General features: G+C 68.1%; 20 protein-coding genes. 16 read left to right on the forward strand and 4 right to left on the reverse strand.

The genetic code is table 11. The features are described from left to right. Positions 1–48: 48 nt before the first annotated feature. The 12 genes from QYL93_RS05885 (at position 49) to QYL93_RS05940 (ending at position 13135) form a co-directional block, all read left to right on the forward strand. Positions 49–1638, forward strand: coding sequence for an ABC transporter ATP-binding protein (locus tag QYL93_RS05885; RefSeq protein ID WP_305742764.1), 1590 nt, complete (start codon positions 49–51; stop codon positions 1636–1638). Then, positions 1631–2704, forward strand: coding sequence for an ABC transporter permease (locus QYL93_RS05890; RefSeq protein ID WP_305742765.1), 1074 nt, complete (start codon positions 1631–1633; stop codon positions 2702–2704). The genes QYL93_RS05885 and QYL93_RS05890 overlap by 8 nt, the downstream gene beginning before the upstream one ends. A gap of 51 nt (positions 2705–2755) precedes the next feature. Continuing rightward, complete coding sequence (locus tag QYL93_RS05895) at positions 2756–3676, forward strand: ABC transporter permease (RefSeq protein ID WP_305742766.1); 921 nt, start codon at positions 2756–2758, stop codon at positions 3674–3676. Positions 3677–3865: 189 nt separating this feature from the next. After that, on the forward strand, positions 3866–5035 hold the full coding sequence (locus QYL93_RS05900) for a BMP family ABC transporter substrate-binding protein (RefSeq protein WP_305742767.1): 1170 nt from the start codon (positions 3866–3868) through the stop codon (positions 5033–5035). A 134-nt stretch (positions 5036–5169) separates the two neighbouring features. Next, positions 5170–6147 carry an aromatic ring-hydroxylating dioxygenase subunit alpha gene (locus QYL93_RS05905; protein WP_305742768.1) on the forward strand — a complete coding sequence of 326 codons (978 nt, stop codon included), beginning with the start codon at positions 5170–5172 and terminating at the stop codon, positions 6145–6147. Further along, on the forward strand, positions 6147–7199 hold the full coding sequence (locus tag QYL93_RS05910) for an adenosine deaminase (RefSeq protein WP_305742769.1): 1053 nt from the start codon (positions 6147–6149) through the stop codon (positions 7197–7199). The genes QYL93_RS05905 and QYL93_RS05910 overlap by 1 nt, the downstream gene beginning before the upstream one ends. Before the next feature lie 194 nt (positions 7200–7393). After that, positions 7394–8968 carry a methyl-accepting chemotaxis protein gene (locus QYL93_RS05915; RefSeq protein ID WP_305742770.1) on the forward strand — a complete coding sequence of 525 codons (1575 nt, stop codon included), beginning with the start codon at positions 7394–7396 and terminating at the stop codon, positions 8966–8968. 115 nt (positions 8969–9083) lie between these two features. Then, positions 9084–10217, forward strand: a complete 1134-nt coding sequence (locus QYL93_RS05920) for a BMP family ABC transporter substrate-binding protein (RefSeq protein ID WP_305742771.1) — start codon at positions 9084–9086, stop codon at positions 10215–10217. 80 nt (positions 10218–10297) lie between these two features. Further along, complete coding sequence (guaD, locus tag QYL93_RS05925; RefSeq protein ID WP_305742772.1) at positions 10298–11605, forward strand: guanine deaminase; 1308 nt, start codon at positions 10298–10300, stop codon at positions 11603–11605. Positions 11606–11628: 23 nt separating this feature from the next. Then, positions 11629–11931 (forward strand): hypothetical protein, encoded by a 303-nt coding sequence (locus tag QYL93_RS05930; RefSeq protein ID WP_305742773.1) that lies wholly within the window; start codon positions 11629–11631, stop codon positions 11929–11931. A 129-nt stretch (positions 11932–12060) separates the two neighbouring features. Next, on the forward strand, positions 12061–12633 hold the full coding sequence (gene dcd, locus QYL93_RS05935; protein WP_110539270.1) for a dCTP deaminase: 573 nt from the start codon (positions 12061–12063) through the stop codon (positions 12631–12633). Positions 12634–12781: 148 nt separating this feature from the next. After that, entirely contained in the window at positions 12782–13135 is a 354-nt protein-coding gene (locus QYL93_RS05940; RefSeq protein ID WP_305742774.1) for a hypothetical protein, read from the forward strand. Here the strand turns inward: QYL93_RS05940 and QYL93_RS05945 are convergent. From QYL93_RS05945 to pcp, 3 genes are read right to left on the reverse strand one after another with little or no spacing between them, the layout of a single operon-like run. Further along, entirely contained in the window at positions 13066–14784 is a 1719-nt protein-coding gene (locus QYL93_RS05945; RefSeq protein WP_305742775.1) for a sensor domain-containing diguanylate cyclase, read from the reverse strand. The two genes, QYL93_RS05940 and QYL93_RS05945, sit on opposite strands and share 70 nt — an antisense overlap. Continuing rightward, a complete protein-coding gene (locus QYL93_RS05950) occupies positions 14781–15785 on the reverse strand; it encodes a delta(1)-pyrroline-2-carboxylate reductase family protein (RefSeq protein ID WP_305742776.1) in 1005 nt (334 codons plus the stop codon). The genes QYL93_RS05945 and QYL93_RS05950 overlap by 4 nt, the downstream gene beginning before the upstream one ends. A gap of 52 nt (positions 15786–15837) precedes the next feature. Continuing rightward, positions 15838–16509 (reverse strand): pyroglutamyl-peptidase I, encoded by a 672-nt coding sequence (pcp, locus tag QYL93_RS05955; RefSeq protein ID WP_305742777.1) that lies wholly within the window; start codon positions 16507–16509, stop codon positions 15838–15840. A 138-nt stretch (positions 16510–16647) separates the two neighbouring features. On the opposite strand from pcp, the gene QYL93_RS05960 reads away from it, so the two are divergent. The 3 genes from QYL93_RS05960 to QYL93_RS05970 all read left to right on the forward strand — a co-directional run bounded on the left by QYL93_RS05960 (position 16648) and on the right by QYL93_RS05970 (position 21453). Further along, positions 16648–17532: a neutral zinc metallopeptidase gene (locus tag QYL93_RS05960; protein WP_305742778.1), complete on the forward strand. Its 885-nt coding sequence runs from the start codon at positions 16648–16650 to the stop codon at positions 17530–17532. A gap of 74 nt (positions 17533–17606) precedes the next feature. Beyond that, the gene (locus tag QYL93_RS05965; protein WP_305742779.1) at positions 17607–19781 is read left to right on the forward strand and encodes a SulP family inorganic anion transporter; all 2175 of its coding nucleotides are present in this window, start codon (positions 17607–17609) and stop codon (positions 19779–19781) included. Between the two features lie 160 nt (positions 19782–19941). Further along, a complete protein-coding gene (locus tag QYL93_RS05970; protein ID WP_305742780.1) occupies positions 19942–21453 on the forward strand; it encodes a DEAD/DEAH box helicase in 1512 nt (503 codons plus the stop codon). Between the two features lie 20 nt (positions 21454–21473). Here QYL93_RS05970 and QYL93_RS05975 read toward each other — a convergent pair whose 3' ends face one another. After that, positions 21474–22316 carry a symmetrical bis(5'-nucleosyl)-tetraphosphatase gene (locus QYL93_RS05975; RefSeq protein WP_305742781.1) on the reverse strand — a complete coding sequence of 281 codons (843 nt, stop codon included), beginning with the start codon at positions 22314–22316 and terminating at the stop codon, positions 21474–21476. Between the two features lie 21 nt (positions 22317–22337). On the opposite strand from QYL93_RS05975, the gene QYL93_RS05980 reads away from it, so the two are divergent. Further along, a complete protein-coding gene (locus tag QYL93_RS05980) occupies positions 22338–23642 on the forward strand; it encodes a hemolysin family protein (RefSeq protein ID WP_305742782.1) in 1305 nt (434 codons plus the stop codon). Positions 23643–23736: the final 94 nt, after the last annotated feature.

Genomic DNA, 23736 nt, shown 5'->3' on the forward strand with positions numbered 1-23736 from the left:
CAGTTTTATCCCTATAACGACCCACCAAACTGAGAGACAATCCACCGCATGAGTTCACCACCTCTTTCCAATGCCCCGGGCTTGGCGCCCCGGCTGCAGCTCACGGGCATCACCAAGCGCTATCCCGCAGTGGTGGCCAACAACGGTGTCTCCCTCACGGTGCAGCCCGGTGAGATCCATGCCGTGCTCGGCGAGAACGGCGCGGGCAAGTCCACGCTGATGAAGATCATCTACGGCTCGGTCAAACCCGACGAAGGCAGCGTGCACTTCAACGGCCAGGCCGTGCAGGTGCGCAACCCGCAGGAGGCACGGGCCCTGGGCATCGCCATGGTGTTCCAGCACTTCAGCCTGTTCGATACGCTGACCGTGGCCGAGAACGTCTGGCTGGGCCTGGACAAGAGCCAGGACCTGGCCGAGGTGACTCAGCGCATCACCGCCAAGGCGGCCGAGTACGGCCTTGACATCGACCCCCTGCGCCCCGTGCACACGCTGAGCGTGGGCGAAATGCAGCGCGTGGAGATCATCCGTGCGCTGCTCACCAACCCCAAGGTGCTGATCCTCGATGAGCCCACCTCGGTGCTCACGCCCCAGGCGGTGGAAAAGCTCTTCGTGGTGCTGCGCAAGCTCGCGGCCGAGGGCTGCAGCATCCTCTACATCAGCCACAAGCTGCACGAGATCCGGGCGCTGTGTACCGCCTGCACCGTGCTGCGCGGCGGCAAGGTCACCGGCGTGTGCAACCCGGCCGAGGAATCGAATGCCTCGCTCTCGCGCCTGATGATCGGTGCCGAGCCGCCGGCGCTGGAACACCGCGAGGTGCAGACCGGCGCCACCGTGCTCAACGTGCAAGGCCTGTCGCTGCCGCGCGCCGACCAGTTCGGCGTGGACCTGGTGGACCTGGCCTTCGAGGTCAAGGCCGGTGAGGTGGTCGGCATTGCCGGGGTCTCCGGCAACGGGCAGAAGGAATTGCTCTACGCGCTGTCGGGTGAAGACCAGCGCGCCGAGCCGGCCAGCATCCAGGTGTCCGGCCAGAACGCCGGCCGCATGGGCCCGAGCCGCCGCCGCGCTCTGGGCCTGCATTTCGTGCCCGAGGAGCGCCTGGGCCGCGGCGCCGTGCCCACCATGGGCCTGGCGCACAACCTGCTGCTCACGCGCACCAATTCGGTGGCGGGCAGCGGCTGGATCAAGGTGGGTGCGCTCGAATCGCATGCGCGCGCCATCATCGAGCGCTTCCACGTCAAGGCCGGTGGCCCGCATGCGGCCGCCAAGTCGCTGTCGGGCGGCAACCTGCAGAAATTCATCGTGGGCCGCGAGATCGACGCCAAGCCCCGGCTGCTCATCGTCTCGCAACCCACCTGGGGTGTGGACGTGGGCGCGGCCGCGCAGATCCGCGGCGAAATCCTGGCGCTGCGCGATGCCGGTTGCGCCGTGCTGGTGGTCAGTGAGGAGCTGGACGAATTGTTTGAAATCTGCGACCGCCTGCATGTCGTGGCCAAGGGCCACCTATCGCCCTCGGTGCCGCGCGCCGAGGCCACCGTGGAGCGCATCGGCGAGTGGATGAGCGGGCTGTGGCATGCCGACGTGCAGGGTCACCTAGCGCAGGCCGCAGTGGCCGCTGGCGGGGAGCACCACCATGCTTAAGCTAGAACCACGCCCCCAGGCCTCGCGGCTGTGGACCTTCGGCTCGCCGCTGCTGGCGCTGGCCATTACCGTACTGATCGGCGTGGTGCTGTTCGCCGCGCTGGGCAAAGACCCCGTGCGTGCGCTGCAGATCTTCTTCTGGGAGCCGATCAAGACGCCCTACGCCATCGGCGAGTTGATGGTCAAGGCCACGCCGCTGCTGCTCATCGCGCTCGGCCTGGCCGTGTGCTTTCGCTCCAACGTCTGGAACATCGGCGCCGAGGGCCAGTTCGTCATCGGCGCCGTGGCGGCCGGCGGCGTGGCGCTGCTGGCCGAGAAGACCACCGGGCCCTGGATCGTGCCGGCCATTTTGCTGGCCGGTGTGCTCGGCGGCATGGCCTGGGCGGGGCTCACGGCGCTGCTGCGCGACAAGTTCAACGCCAGCGAGATCCTGGTCAGCCTGATGCTGGTCTACGTGGCCACGCTGGTGCTCGGCTACCTGGTCTACGGCCCGTGGAAGGACCCCATGGGCTACAACTTTCCACAAACCAAGACCTTCGAGCGCGTGACGCAGATCCCGCGCCTGATGCAGGGCTCGCGCATGTCCATCGGCCTGCTGCTGGCCCTGGCCGGTGCTGCCGCGCTGTGGGTGTTTCTGTTCCGCACCCGCGCGGGCTTTGCCCAGCAGGTGGGCGGGCTGGCGCCGGCGGCGGCGCGCTACGCGGGCTTCTCGTCGCGCCGTGCGCTGTGGGTGGCGCTGCTGATCTCGGGCGGCGCTGCCGGTCTGGCGGGCGCGCTCGAAGTGGCCGGCCCCATCGGCCAGCTCACGCCCTATGTGCCGGCGGGCTACGGCTTCGCGGCCATCATCGTCGCCTTCGTCGGGCGGCTGCACCCGGTGGGCATGATCCTCTCGGCGATTTTGATGAGCATGTTCTATATCGGCGGCGAGCTGGCGCAGTCGCGCATGGGCCTGCCCAAGTCGCTCACGGGCGTGTTCCAGGGCCTGCTGCTGTTCACGCTGCTGGCCTGCGACACGCTGATTGCCTATCGCGTGCGCTGGGTCGGCACGAAAGGGGTGAAGGCATGAACCACCACCACCGCCTCTGCGTGAATCTCTCGGTCAGGAAGGAAGCTTGATATGGAATCCTATGCACTGCTCATAGGCGCCACGCTGAGTGCGGGCACCGTCCTGGCCATCGCGGCGCTGGGCCTGTTGATCAACGAGAAGGCCGGCATCGTCAACCTCGGCGCCGAGGGCATGATGCTGTGCGCCGCCATCGCCGGCTTCGCCACCGTGGTACACACCGGCAACAGCTGGCTGGGCTTCGCGGCCGGCATGGCCGCCGGGGCCTTGCTGGCCGCCATCTTCGGCGTGCTGGTGATCTGGCTCAACACCAACCAGTACGCCACGGGGCTGGCGCTCAGCCTGTTCGGCGTGGGCTTCTCGGCCTTCCTGGGCATCAGCTACGTGCAGGCCAAGCTGCCCGAGATGCCCAAGTACGCCATCCCCGGTCTGTCCGAGGTGCCGCTGCTCGGGCCGGCGCTGTTCCAGCAGCACCCGGTGGTCTATCTCACCATGGTGCTGGTGGCAGCCCTCATCTGGTTCCTGTACCGCTCGCGCGCCGGACTGGTGCTGCGCTCGGTGGGCGAGTCGCCCGAGTCGGCCCACGCGCTGGGCTACCCGGTGCGCCGCATCCGCCTGGCGGCCGTGGTGGCCGGCGGCGCGCTGTGCGGCCTGTCGGGGGCCTACATCTCCACCGTCTACACCCCGCTGTGGGTGGAGGGCATGGTGGCTGGCCGCGGCTGGATCGCGCTGGCGCTGACCACCTTCGCCACCTGGCGCCCGGCGCGCGTGCTGCTCGGGGCCTACCTGTTCGGCGGCGTGACCATGCTGCAGTTCCATCTGCAGGCCACGGGCGTGCAGGTGGCCAGCCAGTTGCTGAGCATGCTGCCCTACGTGGCCACCATCGTGGTGCTGGCCCTGATTTCGCGCAACCCGGCGTGGATCCGCATCAACATGCCCGCCTCGCTGGGCAAACCTTTCTACCCGGGTTCGTGAATACGGACGAATGCCTTCCCGTGGGGCACGTGCTCGGCTTGGATCTTGCATCCTGCCGGGCGCTGAAGCCTTTCGGGCTGCATGTCCCCCAAAAACCTTTGGTTACCGCCCGGTAGATCACCCCATAATCGCTGTTTTCGTTCCCCCGCTGTTGCAACACTTTCTTTCTTCTCTTCAAAAGGAACCGACATGACTGATCTGCAGAAACGCTCCCTGCTCAAGGTGGCTGCGCTCTCCGCTGTAGCCGCTGCCGCACTGGTGGGCTGTGGCAAGAAGGAAGAGCCGGCCGCTGCGGCGCCTGCGCCCGCCCCGGCGCCCGTGGCCTCTGCGCCCGCGCCCAAGCCCGAGCCACTGAAGATCGCGTTCGCCTATGTCGGCCCCGTGGGCGACGGCGGCTGGTCGTTTGCCCATGACAATGGCCGCAAGGCCATCGAGAAGGAATTCGGCGACAAGGTGGTCACCAGCTTCGTCGAGAGCGTGCCCGAATCGGCCGATGCCGAGCGCGTGCTGCGCGACCTGGCCGGCCAGGGCAACAAGCTGATCTTCGGCACCACCTTCGGCTACATGGAGTCCATCCAGAAGATCGCCCCCGACTTCAAGGACGTGAAGTTCGAGCACGCCACCGGCTACAAGACCGCCGACAACGTGCGCACCTACGACAGCCGCACCTACGAAGGCGCCTACATGGCCGGCGTGATCGCCGGTGCCATGACCAAGACCAACACGCTTGGCGTGGTGGGCTCGGTGCCGATCCCTGAAGTGATCCGCAACATCAACAGCTTCACGCTGGGTGCGCAGTCGGTCAACCCCAAGATCAAGACCAAGGTGGTGTGGGTCAACGAATGGTTCAGCCCGCCCAAGGAAACCGAAGCCGCCACCTCGCTGATCAACGGCGGCGCCGACGTGCTGTTCCAGAACACCGACTCGCCCGCCGTGCTCAAGACCGCCCAGGAAAAGGGCAAGCGCGCCTTCGGCTGGGACAGCGACATGACCGCCTACGGCCCCAAGGCCCACCTGGCATCGGCCGTGATCAACTGGGGCCCGTACTACATCAAGGCCACCAAGGACGCGCTGGAAGGCAAGTGGGCCACGGGCCAGAGCTGGTGGGGCGTTAAGGAAGGAGCGATCGACATCGTTTCCATCGCCGAAGACGTGCCCGCCGACACCAAGACCAAGGTCGAAGCCATCAAGAAGGGCCTGGCCGACGGCAGCTTCCAGATCTGGAAGGGCCCCATCGTAGGCCAGGACGGCAAGGAAGTGGTCGCCAAGGACGCCGTCGCCGACGACAAGTTCCTGAGCGGCGTGAACTTCTACGTCAAGGGCGTGGAAGGCAAGATCCCCGGCGGCGACAAGAAGTAAGCAGCCCCGTCACCAGGCCCTGGCGGCCTGGTCCAGGAAAGGGAACGTGCGCGGCACGTTCCCTTTTTCGTTGGGGCCGTACAGAATGTCCACAGGGCTGCACGCCGAGCCCTTGAAAAACAAAAAGCATTCCCATGATCGAAACCACCCTCTGGCACCCCGTGGCCCTGTCGCACGCAGTGGAGCAGGCGCCCCTGGCTGTGCAATTGCTGCAGCATGCCCTCGTGCTCTGGCGCGATGCCCAGGGCCAGGTGCAGGCCTTCACGGACCGCTGCCCGCACCGGGGCGCGCGCCTGTCTTTGGGCCGGGTGCAGGGTGGCCGCCTGGAGTGCCCCTACCATGGCTGGCAGTTCGCGGCCAACGGGCAGTGCGTCCATGTGCCGGCCCTTCCGCAGTTCACGCCGCCCGCCGCGCACTGTGCCCTGCGCCATGGCGTGCTGGAGGCCAACGGCCTGGTCTGGGTGCAGCTCGCAGCGGGCGATGCCGTGCCGCCCGCCTTCGAGGCCGAGGGCGATGCCCGCCTGCGCAAGCTCAACTGCGGCCCCTACGACGTGGCGACCAGCGCCCCGCGCATCGTCGAGAACTTCCTGGACATGGCGCACTTTGGCTTCGTGCACGACGGCTGGCTGGGCACGCGCGAGGCCACGGCCATCGACGACTACCGCGTCGAGCCCACGCCCACCGGCCTGCGCGCCACGGGTTGCAAGGCCTGGCAGCCGCAGTCCAACCTGCACTCGATGGCGCCAGCCCAGGTGGAGTACACCTACGAGGTCACGGGCCCCTACACCGCAGTGCTGACCAAGGTGCCTGAAGCCGGCACCACGGCCGTGGCCGACTGGCGCGAGTCCATCGCGCTGTTCGTGTGCCCGCTCACGCCCGAGACCAGCCGCGTGTGGTTCCGCCTGGCCGTGGCCGATTTCGAATCGCCCGACGAGAAGCTGCAGGCCTTCCAGCACACCATCTTCACCCAGGACCAGCCGGTGCTGGAGTCCCAGACACCGCAACGCCTGCCGCTGGACCTGCGCGCAGAGTTGCATACCGCCGCCGACAAGGCATCATCCGCCTACCGCCGCTACCTGCGCGCGAGCGGCATCACCTTTGGAGTTTGCTGATGTTCAAGGTTCCCCCCATTCCCGCCGCGCGCATCCCCGAGCTGCTGCGCGCCATGCCCAAGGCCGAGCTGCACATCCACATCGAGGGCTCGCTGGAGCCCGAGCTGATCTTCGCGCTGGCGCAGCGCAACGGCCTGTCGCTGCCCTACGCCGATGTGCAAGCGCTGCGCAGCGCCTATGCCTTCACCAACCTGCAGAGCTTCCTCGATATCTACTACGCGGGCGCCAGCGTGCTGCTGCATGAGCAGGATTTTTACGACATGGCGCGCGCCTACCTGGTGCGCGCCGCAGCCGACAACGTGCTGCACGCCGAGCTGTTTTTCGACCCGCAGACGCACACCGAACGCGGCGTGGCCATGGAAACCGTGATCAACGGCCTGCACCACGCCTGCGTGGATGCGCGCAAGGACCTGGGCATCAGCGCCACGCTGATCCTGTGCTTCCTGCGCCACCTGAGCGAGGAGTCGGCCTTCGAGACGCTGGAGCAGGCCCAGCCCTTTCTGGACAAGATCGTCGGCGTGGGCCTCGATAGCAGCGAGGTCGGCAACCCGCCCGAGAAGTTCGCGCGCGTGTTCGCCCGCTGCCGCGAGCTGGGTCTGCACCTGGTGGCCCATGCGGGCGAGGAGGGGCCGCCGGCCTACATCTGGAGCGCGCTCGACGTGCTCAAGGTCGAGCGCATCGACCACGGCGTGCAGGCCGTGCACGACGCCGCGCTGATGCAGCGCCTGGCGCAAGACCGCATCGCCCTCACCGTGTGCCCGCTGTCCAACCAGAAGCTGTGCGTGTTCCCCAACCTGGGCGACCACAACCTGGCGAAGCTGCTCGATGCCGGCCTGGCCGCCACGGTCAATTCGGACGACCCGGCCTACTTCGGCGGCTACATCAACGACAACTTCACCGAGGTGTTCGCCGCCACCGGCATGACGGTGCGCCATGCCTACCAATTGGCATTCAACAGTTTTGAAGCCAGCTTTGCGGGCAACGCCGACAAGCGCGTGTGGGAGCACAAGCTCAAGGAGCGCTTCGAGCGCTTCATGGAGCACGACTACTGAGAGACCCGGCGGCAAGGCCCAGAGAGGCCGAAACCGGGTGCCGCGGCCTGCAGAAACCCAGGGTAAATCCTATAATTCAATTTTCTGTAAGCATTTGTTGGCTCCCATGAAGGTGCTGGCATTGCTGAATGCGGCCCCTGGGGGCCGTATTTTTTTTGTGCAACCCACGCCCGTTCCTGACCGGAGTCTTCCCCATGTTTCTCAATCAGCTGTCCATCGGCAAGCGCCTGACCCTGGTGCTCGGTGCGATCCTTGCCCTGTTCCTGCTCAGTTCCATCGTGGCCGTGCTCCGGCTGGGCCAGCTCGGCACCGAGATCGACACCATGGTCGACGACAACATCAAGACCGAGCGTGCCGGTGCCGACTGGCTGCGCCACACCACCTCGGGCGTGCAGCGCGCAGCGGCCATCGCCAAGAGCAGCGACGCGGCCCTGATCCCGTATTTCGCACCGGCCACTGCGGCGTCGATCAGCCAGACCAACGAGCTGCAGAAGTTCATCGAATCGAAGATGGACACGGCCGAGGAAAAGCAGCTCTTCACCAAGGTGGGTGAGCTGCGCAAGAGCTACCTCGCTGCGCGGGAAGAGGTGAGCAAGTTCAAGCAGGCCGGCGATGCGGAGAACGCCAGCAAGGTGTTCACCGAGCGCTTCGAGCCCACCTCGCGCGACTACCTGGCCGGTGTGCAGCAGATGGTGGACGCGCAACGCGCCCAACTGGATGCCGCAGGCAAGCGCGCCGAGGGACTGCGCGCCCAGACCACCCTGCTGCTGCAGGTGTGCACCGCCATCTCGCTGCTGCTCGGTGCCCTGCTGGCCTGGCTGCTGGCCATCAGCATCACCCGCCCCCTGCGCCAGGCCGAAGCCATTGCCGAAGCCATCGCCGGCATGGACCTGACCGGTGCTCCCCAGGCCAGCTACGCCAACGACGAGACCGGCCATCTGCTGCGCTCGCTGGACGTGATGCGCAGTGCGCTGCACGGCTCGCTGCAGCAGGTGCGCGGCGTGGTGGACAGCATCTCCACCGCCAGCACGCAGATCGCCATCGGCAACCAGGACCTGAGCGCGCGCACCGAGCAGACCGCCGCCAACCTGGAGGAGACGGCCAGCTCCATGGAAGAGCTCACCAGCACAGTGCGCCAGAGCGCCGACTCGGCCGTGCAGGCCAACCAGATGGCCGCGTCTGCCGCCCAGGTGGCGCAGCGCGGTGGCGAGGTCGTGGCCCAGGTGGTGAGCACCATGGACGCGATCAACGCCAGCAGCAAGAAGATCGCCGACATCATCGGCACCATCGACGGCATCGCCTTCCAGACCAACATCCTGGCGCTGAACGCCGCCGTGGAAGCCGCTCGGGCCGGTGAGCAGGGCCGAGGCTTTGCCGTAGTGGCCAGCGAAGTGCGCAGCCTGGCCGGGCGCAGCGCCGAAGCGGCCAAGGAGATCAAGACCCTGATCGGCCAGTCGGTCGAGAAGGTCGAATCGGGCGCTGCGCTGGTGCAGAACGCTGGCAGCACCATGGGCGAGATCGTGAGCTCCGTGCGCCGCGTGACCGATATCCTCGGCGAGATCAGCGCTGCCGCATCGGAGCAGAGCCAGGGCATCAGCCAGGTGAACGTGGCCGTCAGCCAGCTCGACCAGATGACGCAGCAGAACGCGGCGCTGGTGGAGGAATCCACAGCCGCTGCCGAGAGCCTCAAGGACCAGGCCGCGCGCCTGGCCGAGGTGGTGGGCGCCTTCCGCCTGGGGGCGCCATCGGGCGCCCTGCGACTGCGCTGAGGAAGCGTCGCGCCCGCGCTTGCGCGGCCCGCTGGCTACAATACTGCCCTTGCAAAGGCTGCTGTCCCGGCAGCCTTTTGCTTTTTCTGTCATCGGGACCATGTAGAGGACTACCATGTACAAAAACCTCGCCACCGCACTGCGTGCGGTCTGTGTGAGTGCGCTTTTCGGCGCCGTTTCCATCTCCCCCGCCTTTTCTCAATCCCTTGGCCAGCCAGCGGCCGCAGCGCCCAAAACCGGGCCGGTCAAGGCCGGCTTCGTCTATGTCTCGCCCATTACCGAGGCGGGCTGGACGAAGCAGCACGACGATGGCCGCAAGGCCGTGGAGGCGGCGCTGGGCAACCAGGTCAAGACGACTTTCGTCGAGAACGTGGCCGAGGGGGCCGACGCCGAGCGCGTGATCCGCGACCTGGCGGCCACGGGCCACCAGATCATCTTCACGCCCAGCTTTGGCTACATGGAGCCCACGCTCAAGGTGGCGCAGGACTATCCGAACGTGAAGTTCGAGTCCATCACCGGCTACAAGACGGCTGCCAACGTGGCCGTGGCCAATGCGCGCTACTACGAGGGCCGCTACCTGGCCGGCATCGCGGCGGGCCGCATGAGCAAGACCGGCGTGGCCGGCTATGTGGCGGGCTTTCCCATTCCCGAGGTGCTGCAGGGCATCAATGCCTTCACGCTGGGCATGCGCTCGGTGAACCCCAAGGCCACGGTCAAGGTGGTCTGGCTCAACGTCTGGTTCGACCCGCCCAGGGAGCGCGACGCCGCCATGGTGCTGTTCAACCAGGATGTCGACGTGATCGCCTTCCACACCGGCTCCACCGCCGTGATGGCCGCCGCGCAGGAGCGCGGCAAGATGGCCGTGGCCTACCACTCCGACATGCGCGGCGCGGGGCCCGACGCGCAGATCATCGCCGTCACCCACCAGTGGGGTCGGTACTACACCGAGCGAGTGCGCGCCGTGCAGGCCGGCACCTGGAAGAGCGGCACTGTCTGGGGTGGCGTGCGCGAGGGCATGATCCGCGTGGGCGACTTCGGCCCCAAGGTGCCTGCCGCCGTGCAGCAGGAGGTGCTGGCCGCGCAGAAGGCCGTGGGCGACGGTACCTTGCACCCTTTCCGTGCCGGCAAGGCGCCGGTGCGCGACAACGAGGGCAACGAGGTGATCGCCGCCGGCCATGTGCTCGGTGATGCGCAGATCCTCAAGATGAACTGGCTGGTCGACGGCGTACAGGGCAAGCTGGCCCACTGACCCCGCCTTGCCCAAGGGCGCATATCCACTATAGGCACACGCATATGCAGCGGCGCGCCGCTGCCGCTAAGCTTGCGCCCATGCGTGTCTACCGTTCTGCCCTTTTGCGTTTCGCCGACGATGGCTCGGCCCTGTATGACGAGGACGGCCTGCTGGCCATCGCCCCCGACGGCGCAGGCCGCCAGCGCGTCGTGGCCGCGGGTGCCTGGACGGCGCTGGCACCCACCTACGGGCAGGGTGCGGTCGAGCACCTGCCGGGCCGCATCATAGCGCCCGGCTTCGTGGACATGCACATCCACTTCCCCCAGACCGACGTGATCGGCGCGCCGGCAGACGGGCTGTTGCCCTGGCTGGAGAACTACACCTTTCCGCACGAGTCGCGCTTCGTCGACCCGGCCTATGGCGCGCAGGTCGCCGGCTTCTTCGTCGAAGAGCTGCTGCGCAACGGCGTGAGCACGGCGCTGACCTTCGCCACCTCGCACCCCGCCAGCGTGGACGCACTGTTCACCGAGGCGCAGCGCCAGCAGCTGCGCCTGATCACCGGCAAGGTGCTGCAGGACCGCCACTCGCCCGATGGCGTGCGCGACCTCACCGAGCAGAGCCTGATCGACACCGAGGCACTGATCCGGCGCTGGCACGGCGTGGGCCGGCTGGGCTATGCCATCACGCCGCGCTTTGCGCCCACCAGCACGCACGAGCAGCTCCAGGGCGCGGGCGAACTGGCGGCGCGCCACTCCGACGTGTGGATCCAGTCGCACGTGGCCGAGAACCTCGATGAGGTGCGCTGGGCGCGCGAGCTGTTCCCGGCCTCGCGCAGCTACCTTGCGGTGTACGGCGACTACGGGCTGATGCGCGAGCGCGCTGTGTATGCCCACTGCATCCATTTCGACGACGACGACCGGGCGCTGATGCGCGACACCGGCACCGTGGCAGCGGTCAGCCCCACCAGCAACCTGTTCCTGGGCAGCGGCTTCTTCGACTATGCAGGCGCCGACCGCGTGGGTTTCGGCTACGGCCTGGCCAGCGACGTGGGCGGGGGCACCAGCTTCAGCCCCTTTCGCACCATGCTGGCCGCCTACTACGTGGGCCGCGAGGGGCAGACCAAGCCCGGCCTGAGCCTGTCGCCCCAGCAGCTGTGGTGGCAGCACACGGCGGGCGCCGCAAAGGCCCTGGGCCTGGGTGGCGTGGTGGGCAACCTGCAGCCGGGCTGCGAGGGCGACTTCGTTGTCATCAACCCCGCCGCCACCCCGCTGCTGGCGCGCAAGACCGCCCAGGCGAACAACCTGGACGAACTGCTGTTCGCGATGATCGTGCTGGGCGACGACCGCCTGGTCGAGCGCACGGTGATCAGCCAGTCGTTGCCGGATGTGCAGGCTGCAGGCACCTGATCGGCGGCCCGGCGTCTGGGACCATGTTGCATAACCTGTCCTGCACCGCTTCCTTTCTTGTACTGGCGGTCGGCCTGCTGGCCAGCGGATCTGCCTGGGCCCAGTTGGCGAGCGACAGCACCGCTGCACAGCGGGCGCAGGAAGCCTGCCGCTCCGAGGTGTCGAAGTTCGAGGAGGCCATCGGTTTCATTCGCCGCTCGCAGGGCAACCAGGCGGCAGCGGACCTCAAGGAGAAGCTGCTGCCCGCCAAGCTGGAGAGCGAAATCCTCTTCAAGGAAGGCTACTGCGGCCTGGCGCGCCACATCCGCGAGAAAAAGCTGAGGTGAAGTGCCCGGCGTGCGGGGCAGTGGTGATGTGCTTCCTGGCAGGAAGCATGCAAAAACGCCCGTGTCCGTGGGGTGACGCGCGGGGCGGTGACAGTGTCCTGCCTAGAATACGGCGCAGGAGTTAACCCAATGAGCATCAAAAGCGACAAATGGATCCGCCGCATGGCGGCCGAGCACGGAATGATCGAGCCCTTTGAACCCGCGCAGGTGCGCGAGGCCGAAGGCCGCAAGATCATCAGCTATGGCACCAGCAGCTATGGCTACGACATCCGCTGCGCGCCCGAATTCAAGGTCTTCACCAACATCCACAGCACGGTGGTGGACCCGAAGAATTTCGATGAAAAGAGCTTCGTCGACTTCCATGGCGACAGCTGCATCATCCCGCCCAACAGCTTTGCGCTGGCGCGCACCATGGAGTATTTCCGCATTCCGCGCAATGTGCTCACCATCTGCCTGGGCAAGAGCACCTATGCGCGCTGCGGCATCATCGTCAACGTCACGCCGTTCGAGCCCGAATGGGAGGGCTACGTGACGCTGGAGTTCTCCAACACCACGCCGCTGCCGGCCCGCATCTATGCCGGGGAGGGCTGCGCGCAGGTGCTGTTCTTCGAAAGCGATCCGGACGACGTCTGCGAAGTCTCTTACAAGGACCGGGGCGGCAAGTACCAGGGCCAGGTCGGCGTGACCTTGCCGAAGGCCTGATCCCGGGGGCGGTGCCCGGCCGGGCCGCCGCCGGGTGGTCCCGTCCTACAGGGGCACTGCACTTCGGCTGAAGTGCAAGCGTTGGTAAGTTGCCTAACATGGATGCATGCCTGCGGATGTTCGCAGGGTCCGTGTGAAGGAGTCCAACATGATCGATTTTGTTGAACCGTCCGCACCCCGCGCCACGGCGGGTGCCGACCTGCCCAGCCTGCCCCATCTTGCACCAGCCCGCCATGCCGACCTGGGCGAGGCCGACATCCATTACTGGCCTTGCGAGGTGCTGGATGCCTTCATCCTGCACATGGCCAAGCGTGGCCACTGCGTCAACACGGCCATGATGCTGGGCCACCCGCCCTATGCGCAGGAGCAGTTGGCCATCGCGCGCCAGCACCATGACGGCGAACTCGATGGGCTTGCCGACCGCCTGGGGAGCTATTTCGGCGCCGGCCCGGCCTCGGGCTCCACGCACACCCTGTTGCGCCCCTGGCCCTTGGCCTCGTAGAGCGCCGCGTCGCTGCGGCGCAGCATCTCCTGGACATTGTCCTGCCCGTCGCGCAGGCTGGATATGCCGGCGCTCACCGTGATCCGCCCCACCAGAGGGTACTCCTGTGCCGCCATGGCGTCCACGATGGACTGGGCAATGGCGCGGGCGCCTTCCACGGCAGTGTCCGGCAGTACCACGGCAAACTCCTCGCCACCGAGCCGCGCGATCACATCCGACGCGCGCAGGCGCTGCTGCAGCGTCTGTGCGAGCCGGCGCAGCACTTCGTCGCCCGCGTCGTGCCCGAAGCTGTCGTTCACGCGCTTGAAGTGGTCCACGTCTACGCTGACCAGGCTCAGAGGCCTGCGGCTGCGGCGCGCCAGGGCCAGCGCGAACTCCATCTTGCTGTCAAAACCCCGGCGGTTGAGCAGGCCGGTGAGTGCGTCGGTGCGTGCCTGCAGGTCCAGCGCGCGGTTGGCCGCCTCCAGCTCCAGGGTGCGCATGCGCACCTGGTCTTCCATGGCTTCGTGGGCCACCATGAGGCGCTGCGTCATGCTGCTGAGCGCGGCGGACAACTGGTGCACGTCACGGTTGTGGGTTACCAGGGGAATGGTGGCTCCGGGCTTGCCCGATTCCACGAGGCTGGCGGCATCGGCCAGGGCGTAGAGGTCTTCGCTCAGGCGGCGGGCCGCGATCCAGGCGATGGCTGCGGCCAGCCCTGCGGTCAGCAGGCCGATTGCCAGTGCCATGCGCACCGCGCGGTCGGCGTCCGCAAACGCGATTTCCACCGGTTCCCGGGCCACGATGTGCCAGCCCAGGTCGCTTGCCGCGTTGCGCGCTTCCATGCGCACGCTGGCGGTCAGGTAATTCTTGCCATCGGCCCAGGGCACCACGGTCGCAGACAGCGCGCCCGATTCCCGCGTGGCCGCGGTCAGTGGCACGGGCAGATGCTGGCCGCCGGCTTCGAGCTGGCTGCGGTATTCCTGGGGCGAGAAAATGAGTTTGCCGGCGCGGTCAAAGACGAACAGGTCCACCGAGGCGCCCTGTATACCGATGGGGGCCAGGCTTTCAAGTACCTCGCGCGTCCACTCCCAGCTGCCGTGCATTCCCAGCACGCCCGCGGTGGCCCGCCCCGCGTGGATGGGGGCGGCGAAGTCCACGAAGCGGTAGGGCTCGCCCGAGGCGTTGGGCGGCAGCAACTGCTCCAGCAGCTTGGCCGGGTGCACGTCGCCCACGTGCATCTCCTGCAGGCCGGCGATGAACCAGGGGCGCTCGCGCACGCTCTGGCCTTCCAGAAGTCCCTTCGTGGCGGCCCGTACCACGCCCTGGGCATCGGCCACGCCGATCCACAGGCTGTGCGGATCGATGGCCTGGGTGCGCGCCAGCAGTTGGTGCACTTCGGGCGAATCGAGCCCCTTTTCCCATATGCCGGGCGCATCGGCCAGTACCTTCACGGCCCTGCTGCGCTCCAGCAGGCCGTTGGCAAGCTGGCGGCTGGCGTTATCGGCCACGGTGCGCAGGGCATGGCCGGCATCGCGTTGCACGCGCCGCTTGAGCAGTTCGCCGAAACCCAGGGAGAGCAGCACGGCCAGCCCGATCACCAGCAGTGCAAACACCAGTGAGATCTGGGTGCGCAGGCTCTGGCCACGAAAACGGGTGGGGGTGCTCATGGGGTGCCGCTCCCGGGCTGGGAATGTGTTCCTGATCGCGTGTTTTCGCCCATGTCCGAATGCGCGGTGCGGGTGGCGCGCAGCACCAGGCGGGCGGCCGCCAGGTCCCAGCCTGCCCAGCCGCAGCTCTTGAACAGCACGGGCCCGGTGCGGGGGCGCGCGCCTTGCCGCACCACGTCCTGCAGCGTGGGCAGGCGCGCCACGTCAAGTCCGGCCTGCAGCAGGTCGCCGGCCTCGTGCCCGGCATCGGCCGTATCGACCACCACCGTGCCATGCTGCGCCATCCACTGGCACAGCCCGGGCGACAGTTCTGCCATGGTGGGGGTGTAGGCGCCGACCGCCGCGATGAAGGCATCGGGCCGGGGCTGGGCGCTCAGGACCACGGCCGTGCCCGGGGTGCATGCGGCCACCAGCGGGCAATGTGCCAGGGCCGCGTCGGCGTCCTGCACCACCCGGGCCTGGGCACCGAGGGCGCGGGCCGCCTGTGCCAGGGCCTCGGCACTGGCCGCGCTGCGCGATGCCACCCAGACCTCGCGCACGCCGAGCACTTCCACAAAGGCCTGCACATGGGCCAGGCCTTGCACGCCGGCGCCCACCACCAGCAGCGGGCCCTGCGGCACCTGCGCCAGGCGCTGCGCTGCCAGCAGCGAGACGGCGGCCGTGCGGCGTGCCGTGACGGTGGGGCCGTCCAGCACCACGCGGCGCTGGCCGCTGGCCACGTCGAACACCACCACATCGCCCTGGATGGTGGGCTGGCCGCGCGCCGCATTGCCGGGGGTGAGGGTGATCAGCTTGGCCATGGCCACCGCGCGGTCGTTGGCCGGCATCACGAACAGGCTGGCGCCGCCTGCCAGTGCCAGCACGCTGCGGGGCGGCACCTGGATGCCGTCGTCCGCCACCAGGGCGGCTATTTCATCGGCCAGCGCTGTCCAGTCCAGCAGGTCGGCGGTGGCCTGGGGCCCCAGGGTGGCGGAGGGTTCAGAAAGCAGGGCGGGGCGCATACCTGGACTGTACACAGCATGCGCGGCCGGTGGCACAGGGCGTACCCGGCGGTCAGTGGGTGGCGCCTGCGCCCAGGACGATGTCCTGCCGGGCGAGGACGGCCGCCCACAGCGCGGCATGCAGGCCGCGCACCATGTCGCGCAGCGCCAGGTGGGGCGCGCCCTGTCCGGGCAGCCAGGGCACGTGCACGAAGCCACCGCGCATGCCGGCGACGCCTTCGCGCGCCAGGTGGTGCATCAGCCCGTAGAGCACATGGTTGCAGACGAAGGTGCCGGCCGTCTGCGATACCTCGCAGGGCACGCCGGTCTGCTGCACCGCGCGCAGCATGGCCTTGACGGGCAGGCTGGCAAAGTAGGCGGCCGGGCCTCCGGGGGCCACGGCCGTGTCGACGGGCTGCGCGCCCTGGTTGTCGGGGATGCGCGCATCGTCCACATTGATGCCGATGCGCTCGATCGACAGGGCCGCCCGTCCTCCCGCCTGCCCCAGGCACACGGTGAGCGCCGGCTGCAGTTGCCGGTGCAAGGCCGTCAGCCGCTGCAGCGCCAGCCCGAACACGGTGGGCAGTTGCGCAGCCACCACGGTGTGCCCGCCGATGCGCTGGCCCTGCAGGGCCTGGGCCAGCAGCCAGCTGGGATTGATGGCATCTGCGCCGAAAGGATCGAACCCCGTGAGCAGGATGACGGGATTGCTTGCGCCGTGCGGGGTGTGGGGGTGGTGCAGCATGGGGTGGGGCGCTCACGTACGAGAAACAGACTGCATGGTAGCGCGCTGCTCTCCTACTTGTGCTGGCCCCCGGGGAGGGCGCGCCGCGCGTAACATGCTGTCCATGCCCCCGTCCGTTGGGGGTGCTGGAGAACAACGATGAAATGGGAAGGCAATCGCGAGTCCGACAATGTGGAGGACCGCCGGGGTGGCGGGGGTGGTGGCGGTTCGCCTATCTTTGGCGGGCGCAGCATTGGCATCGGCACCATCGTCATCGCCCTGGTGGGCGGTTGGGTGCTGGGCATCAATCCGCTGACCATCCTGGGCATGCTCAGTGGCGGTGGCCCGCCCGCGCAGGTGCAGCAGCAACAGCAGGGGCCAGCCCAGCGCCCGCCGGCCGACGACACCATGGCGCGCTTCGTCTCCACCGTGCTGGCCGATACCGAGGACGTGTGGCAGGGCGTTTTCCGCCAGGGCGGGGGCACCTACCAGGAGCCCCGGCTGGTGCTGTTTCGCGGCTCTACGCCCACGGCTTGCGGCGCGGGCCAGGCGGCCATGGGGCCGTTCTACTGCCCGGCCGACCAGAAGGTGTACATCGATCTGGGTTTCTACGAAACCCTCAAGAACCGCCTGGGTGCGCCCGGCGATTTCGCGCAGGCCTACGTGATCGCGCACGAGGTCGGCCACCACGTGCAGAACCTGCTGGGCATCAGCGGCAAGATGGACCAGATGCGCGGCCGCGTGAGCAAGGCCGAGTACAACGCCCTGTCCGTGCGGCTGGAGCTGCAGGCGGACTGCTTTGCCGGCGTGTGGGCGCACCATGCGCAGGCGGCCCGCAAGATCCTGGAGCAGGGTGATGTGGAAGAGGCCATGAACGCGGCCGCCAAGATCGGCGACGACGCCCTGCAAGGTGCCGGCGGCGGCCGGGTGGTGCCCGAGAGCTTCACCCACGGCAGCAGCGCGCAGCGCCAGCGCTGGTTCAACGCCGGACTGCAGAACGGCAGCGTCAAGGGTTGCGACACCTTTGCCGCCCGCAATCTGTGATGGACATCGCTGCACAGGCCTGCGGTGAGGTTCGCGGGGGCTGAACGGTCCCTCCCTCTTTTTTTGCGTACGCCATGCCTCCCGAGTCGCTGTCCCATCCGCCTGTAGCCGGGCAGGGGCCCTCACCGGGCGCTGCCAGCCGCCCGCCCTCGGGCGCGGCGGCGGCATGGTCTGCCGCTGCCGTCACGGTGCCCCATGCGGTGGGCCTGGGCCTGCTGGCCTTCGCGCCGCTGGCAGGCGGCTACTCGCTGGCGGCCCTGGCCCTGTGGTCGGCCGCCTTGCCTGGGTTGCTGCTCACCGTGCTGGCGCCACGCCCGGGGGTCGTCTATGCGCCGACCACCGTGGTGGCCCTGCTGTTCGCCGCCGTGGTGGCCACGGCCTACGGCGCAGCCGGCACACTGGGCCTGACGGCGCGCCAGGTGCTTGCCGTGAGCGGTGCCACCGTGGCGCTGGCGTTCGGCTTTCAGTGGCTGCTGGGGGTGCTGCGCCTGGCCTCGGTGGCGCGCTTCCTGCCGATTTCGGTGACCCATGGCTTTGCGGCGGGCGTGGGCCTGTCCATGGTGGTGGGGCAGTTGCGCAATGGCCTGGGGGCGGGCGCCGGGTGGGGTTGGGACCTGCGTACCCTGTGGCACTCCGTGGCCGCCCTCGCGGTGGTGGGCCTGGCGGTGCTGCTGCGCCGGCGCTGGCCGCGCATGCCGGGCCTGCTCACGGCCGTGGTGCTGGTGGCACTGGCCGTGGCCGTGGCGGGCCTGTGGGGTGTGGGCATGGGCAACGTGTTCGCCCCGGCCGTCAGCCAGAGTGCCTTTGCCGGGCCGCTGTGGCCCGACTGGACGGGCATTCCCTGGCTGGAACTGGCGCACCGGCACGGCTCGGCGCTGGTGGTGCTGGCCCTGCTGATGGCCCTGGTCAACAGCCTGGAGATCCTGGTCTTCAACCAGGAGCTGGAGCTCGACCACGGCCTGCGCGGCAACCCCAACCAGGCGCTGCGGCGCGAGAGCCTGCTGGGCGTGCTGTGTGGCCTTGTGGGCATGATCCCCGCGTCCACCAGTGCCTCGCGCTCGCGCATCGTGCTGGCGCAGGCCGGTGCCTCGGCCAGCGCGCCGCGCTGGCATGCCGGCATCATGCTGGTGGTGGCCTTCACGGGCGCCTGGTGGCTGCACTGGGTGCCCATGGCCTGCCTGGCCGGCGGGCTGGTGCTGGCCGGGCTGATGCAGGTGCCCGGGCTGCTGTGGTCGCCAGGCTACGCGCGCCGCTCCAGCGTGACCTGGGCGCAAAGCTGGCTGGTGGCGCTGGTGTTCGCCGTGCTGGGCGGCGTGGGTGCCCTCGTGGCGGGGCTGGTGGTGGCCACCTTCGTGCTGCTGCGCGACTCGGCGTCCAAGGTGCTGCGCCACGTGCGGCTCGATGGGCAGTTGCGCTCGCGCCGCCTGCGCCGCGCGGGCTCCGACACCTGGCTGGCGCCGCGCATGAACCAGGTGGCGGTGTTCGAGCTGCAGGGCGTCATGTCCTTCGGTGTCGCCGCGCACCTGGCCGAGCAGGTGCGCCTGATGCTGCAGCCGCGCCACCGCTGGGTGGTGCTGGATGCCAGCCGCGTGCCGGCCTGGGACAGCACGGCCCTGGCCCAGCTGCGTGCGCTGGTGCGCGACCTCTCGCAGCAGGGCGTGGCCTGCGCCGTGGCGGCGCTCGACCCTGTGGCGGCCGAGCACGCGGGCGCCGGCGTTCGCACCTTCGCCGATGGCGACCGGGCCCTGGAATGGGCGGAAGCCGCCATCCTGGCCGAGCGGCCCGAGCACGAGCGGCCTGTTTATCCCGAGCAGGATGTGCTCGGCGAGATCGGTGAAGGCATGGCCGCCGAGGCCCGGCTGGCGCTGGAGGCCCTGCTGGAGCCACTGCCCATGGCAGCCCACGGGGTGGTGTTCAACGCCGGGGACACCGACCGCGACCTGCTGGTGGTGCAGTCTGGCCACATCACCCTCGTGACCCAGTGGCCGCCCGAGCGCGGCCTGCGCCTGGCCACCGTGGGGCCGGGCATGGCCTTCGGGGAGATGGCATTTCTCAACGGCGCCGCCCGCACCGCCAGCGCCGGGGCCGAATTGGGGCCTGCGCAACTGGCGCGGCTGTCGCGCGCGCACTTCGACGCCTGGGCGCACCGCTACCCCGAAGCGGCGCTCACGGTGATGAACAACATCGCCCAGATCGGTGCCCGCCGTCTGGCGGTGACCACGCGCCAGCTGCGCGCCGTGCTGGAGTGAATTCCTGAATATTGCCATCTGTGAATTGATGGTTATTGGTTTGGTGCTATCGAATTAAAAGCACCAAAGCCAGTCCTCTGGCGGCATGGCTCAGTGAATACACCCTTGCTTACCACCCCCATGGTGTGTTTGGGCCACCGGTGCGACAATAGAGGGCTAAATGACAAGTTCTTTTTCCAATCTATCGCTGGCCGAGCCGCTCTCGCGCGCCGTGGCCGAAATGGGCTACGAGTCCATGACGCCCATCCAGGAGCAGGCCATTCCGGTCGTGCTCACCGGCCAGGACGTGATGGGCGCAGCCCAGACCGGCACCGGCAAGACGGCGGCCTTCTCGCTGCCACTGCTGCAGCGCCTGCTCAAGCACGAGAGCAGCTCCACCTCCCCGGCCCGCCACCCCGTGCGCGCCTTGGTGCTGCTGCCCACGCGCGAACTGGCCGACCAAGTCGCCCAGCAGATCGCGCTGTACGCCAAGTACACCAAGCTGCGCAGCACCGTGGTGTTCGGCGGCATGGACATGAAGCCCCAGACCCTGGAGCTCAAGAAGGGTGTCGAGGTGCTGGTAGCCACCCCCGGCCGCCTGCTGGACCACATCGAAGCCAAGAACGCGGTGCTCAACCAGGTCGAGTACGTGGTGCTCGACGAGGCCGACCGCATGCTGGATATCGGTTTTCTGCCCGACCTGCAGCGCATTCTGTCCTACCTGCCCAAGCAGCGCACCACGCTGCTGTTCTCGGCCACGTTCTCGCCCGAGATCAAGCGCCTGGCCAGCAGCTACCTGCAAAACCCCATCACCATCGAGGTGGCCCGCCCGAACGAGACGGCCTCCACGGTGGAGCAGCGCTTCTACAGCGCCAACGACGATGACAAGCGCCGTGCCATCCACCAGGTGCTCAAGACCCGGGGCATCAAGCAGGCCTTCATCTTCGTGAACAGCAAGCTCGGTTGCGCCCGTCTGGCGCGCAGCCTGGAGCGCGAAGGCCTCAAGACCACCGCGCTGCACGGCGACAAGAGCCAGGACGAACGCCTGAAAGCCCTGGAGGCCTTCAAGAAGGGCGAAGTCGATCTGCTGGTGTGCACCGACGTGGCCGCCCGCGGCCTCGACATCAAGGACGTGCCGGCGGTGTTCAACTTCGACGTGCCCTTCAACGCCGAAGACTACGTGCACCGCATCGGCCGCACGGGCCGTGCCGGCGCGTCGGGTCTGGCGGTCACGCTGGTGTCGGGAAGCGATGCCCGTCTGGTGGCCGACATTGAAAAGCTCATCAAGAAAAAGATCGAGCTCGAAGCCATCGAGTACGAAGAAGACCAGCCGCGCGGCCGCATCAACGACGGCCGCCGTGCCTGGCGCGAGGCGGGCGAGACCGGTGACGGGCGCGATGCCATTGCCCCCGCCGCTCCACGCCGCGAACGGGAGCGCGAGCACCGTCCGGGCCGCGAGCCACGCGAACAGCACCGGGGCTTCCGTCCTGCGGTGGCATCGCGCGACCCGTTCTTCGAAAAACCCTACGAATCCAGCGCGGCTGCCGATGCAGCTCCTGCCTGGGAATCCGCCAAGTCGGCGCCGCGCAGCAGCGTGTCGGCCAACATCAAGCCCAAGCGCAAGGTGGCGGCGCTGTTCAAGGCGGTAGCTCCTGCCACTGAAGACCAGGCACAGGCCGTCACCACCGACTGAAGCGCAGGCCGGTCACGCCATCAGCCTGGTTGCTGCGATTGCTCGCAGTGCACCTGCAGCAGTTCGCGGTCGGCCAGCGTGGCGCCAAAGCGCATGGCGCTCAGGCAGCCGCCCCACACGCAGCCCGTGTCCAGCGCCAGGGTGTCCGGTCGGTCCAGTAAACCCAGCGTGGACCAGTGCCCGAAGGCCAGCAGCGCACCTGCCGCCCGCCTGCCCGGCACGTCGAACCAGGGCATCAGGCCCTCTGGGGGCTTTTGCGCGCTCTCGGTGCTCTCGAAATCCATCACCCCATCGGCCGAGCAAAAGCGCAGCCGCGTCATTGCGTTGACGATGGTGCGCAGGCGGTCCATGCCCGTGAGCGCGGGGTCCCACCGGTCCGGGCCGTTGCCGTACATCTGGTGCAGAAAGTCCGACAGCCCCGGGCCGCGCAGTACCTGCTGCACTTCGCCCGCCAGGGCCAGGGCCTCGTCCACCGTCCAGGCGGGCAGCAGGCCGGCGTGCACCATCGCCAACCGCTCGCCGGCATGCAGGTGCGTGCGCATCAGCGGCTGCTGGCGCAGCCAGTCCAGCATGGCATCGCGGTCATCCGCCTTGAGCACCTGCTCCAGCGTGTCCTTGCGCGAGGGCTTGCGTGCCCCATGGGCGGCGGCCAGCAGGTGCAGGTCGTGGTTGCCCAGCAGCGGGCGCAGCGCATCGCCCTGCTGCATGCAGCGGCGCAGCACGGCAGCCGACTCCGGGCCCCGGTTCACCAGGTCGCCCAGCAGGTAGACCGTGTCGCGGCTCGCGGAAAAGTCGATCTCGTCCAGAAGGCGCCCGAGCGCGCTATCGCAACCCTGAATATCGCCAATACAGTAAAGTGCCATCGTGTTCCTATGCCCTGAATCATGGATTTTCTGCTGATTGCGCTGCTCACGCTGCTCAATGGCGTATTTGCCATGTCCGAGCTGGCGCTGGCATCGAGCCGCAAGTCGCGCCTGGTCGCCATGGCCGAGGGCGGCGACAAGGGGGCGCAGGCCTCGCTCACCCTGCTGGAGAACCCCACCCAGTTCCTGTCCTCGGTGCAGGTGGGCATCACCTCCATCGGCATGCTCAACGGCATCATCGGCGAGGCCGCGTTCAGCGATGACCTTGCGCGCTGGCTGCTGGCGCTGGGCATGCCCGAGCGCGCATCCGGCATCACGGCTACGGCGCTTGTGGTCACGGTGATCACCTTCATCACCATCGTCTTTGGTGAGCTGGTGCCCAAGCGCATCGGCCAGCTCTATCCCGAAACCGTGGCCCGCCTGGTGGCCCGGCCCATGACCTGGGTCGCCCTGGTGGCCAAGCCCTTCGTGCGGCTGCTGTCGCTGTCCACCCAGGGCGTGCTCGGCCTGCTGCGCATCGACAACAACGCCGGCCGCGCCGTGACGGAGGAAGAGATCGTGGCCAGCCTGGAGGAGGGGCGCGATGCCGGGGTGATCGAGCACCACGAGCACCAGATGGTGCGCAATGTGTTCCGCCTCGATGACCGGCCGCTGACCTCGCTGATGGTGCCCCGCACGGACATGCAGTGGCTCGATGCCCGGCTCACCGTGGCCGAGGGCCTGCGCATGGCCGGCACCGGTGGTGACCATGGTGCCCATTCCTGGTACCCCGTCTGCCGGGGCTCGCTCGACGAGGTGGTGGGCCTGATCAGCGTGGCGCGCCTGCTGGAGCTGGGCGTGGAGGCCCCCGGCGCCATCGAGCAGTACGCGCTGCCGGCCGCCTTTCTGCCCGAGACCCTCAGCGGCATGGAGCTGCTGGAGCAGTTCCGCGCACGCTCGGGCCGCATGGTCTTCGTGGTGGACGAATATGGCGTGGTGCAGGGCATCATGACGCCGCGCGATCTGCTGGAGGCGATTACCGGGGAACTGCAGCCCGGGGCGGCCACCGATGCCTGGGCCTCACAGCGCGAGGACGGCCTGTGGCTGCTCGACGGCCTGATGCCCGTCAGCGAACTCAAGGCACGGCTCGATATTCGCGATTTACCCGGGGAGGAGCGTGGCCGTTACAACACACTGGCGGGATTGCTGATGGCTGAATCAGGACGTTTGCCGGCAGTGGGCGAACGCATTGCCTGTGCAGGGTGGATATTCGAGGTGCTTGGTCTGGAGGGCCGGAGAATCGACCGCGTATTGGCGCAAATGGACCCGGCCGACGGGTCTGGTTGATTACCTGGACGTCTGAAATGATTTTCACGGGCGTGAGGTTTCAACGCCTTGTCACGAATTTTTTGGCAAACTCGGAAAATTTTGCCCATTATTC

It is taken from the genome of Acidovorax sp. A1169 (genome assembly GCF_030704685.1).
Classification (GTDB): domain Bacteria; phylum Pseudomonadota; class Gammaproteobacteria; order Burkholderiales; family Burkholderiaceae_C; genus Acidovorax.